The organism is Rhodococcus sp. BS-15 (genome assembly GCF_000813105.1).
Lineage (GTDB): Bacteria > Actinomycetota > Actinomycetes > Mycobacteriales > Mycobacteriaceae > Rhodococcoides.
Genome location: NZ_BAOX01000578.1, coordinates 1 through 960 on the forward strand (window position 1 = coordinate 1; position 960 = coordinate 960).

The window sequence follows — 960 nt, forward strand, 5'->3', positions numbered from 1 at the left end:
TGGTAGCGGGGACAGGATTTGAACCTGCGACCTCTGGGTTATGAGCCCAGCGAGCTACCGAGCTGCTCCACCCCGCGTTGCAACTACGAAGTTACTACCGTGCGTACAGCCAATGCAAATCACGTGACTTCTCTGCGGTCGTGCGCACCCGAACGAGCGCATCGCGACGCGCGAATATCACGCCGGAGGCGGTTCGAAATAGTGCTCCGCGTCTCTTTTGGTGCGTGTTTCGAGTCACATAACGTTCGGGTTACGAAGTAGAAACAATAGCGCCACGAGCACGTCTGAGCTGGGAAGATACCCCCTCCCATCCCAACATGTGGACACCAGTCATCCCATTACGGCTCAGTGACGGTGAGCAGATCCTCGACTACCTTCACGGACGGCCCTAAACCGCTGGGCCTGCACCACCCCGCCGCTTCCTTCGCTCTGCCCCGCGGGTGTGGTCCCCAATACGTACGGGGGCAGAGCCGCGACGATACGAAGTGCCTGGTCACGAACGCCATACATTCCCGGCGAGGTGATTGCAGGCCAGTCGCGCCAGTCGAGCGCGGAGAGGATTCACCCCGCATGACCACTCAGAACAATTTCGGTAAGCGCGCACTCGGATTTGCCGTTGTCGCCGGTGCCGCCGTAGCCATCCCCCTCGGCGTCTCTGCCGGAACCGCCAACGCAGCCCCGAACAACTGGGACGCGGTCGCACAGTGCGAAAGCGGCGGCAACTGGAGCATCAACACCGGAAACGGCTACTACGGTGGCCTGCAGTTCTCGCAGAGCACCTGGACGGCCAACGGTGGAACCGGGTCACCGGCCAACGCATCCAAGGCCGAGCAGATCCGCGTAGCGGAGAACACCCTGCAGACTCAGGGACCGGGCGCATGGCCCACGTGCGGAAAGCAGCTGAGCACCGGTGCCTCCACTCCCGCGCCCGAGGCAGCTCCCGCACCGGCACCGCAGCCG

General features: G+C 63.1%; 1 protein-coding gene and 1 tRNA gene. One reads left to right on the forward strand and one right to left on the reverse strand.

The genetic code is table 11. From position 1 onward, the window contains the following. Window positions 1–77: transfer RNA gene (locus tag RHBS_RS28055), tRNA-Met, on the reverse strand. A 493-nt stretch (window positions 78–570) separates the two neighbouring features. Here RHBS_RS28055 and RHBS_RS28060 point away from each other — a divergent pair. Continuing rightward, the coding region (locus RHBS_RS28060; protein WP_128646942.1) for a transglycosylase family protein at window positions 571–960 on the forward strand (390 nt) is incomplete at its 3' end.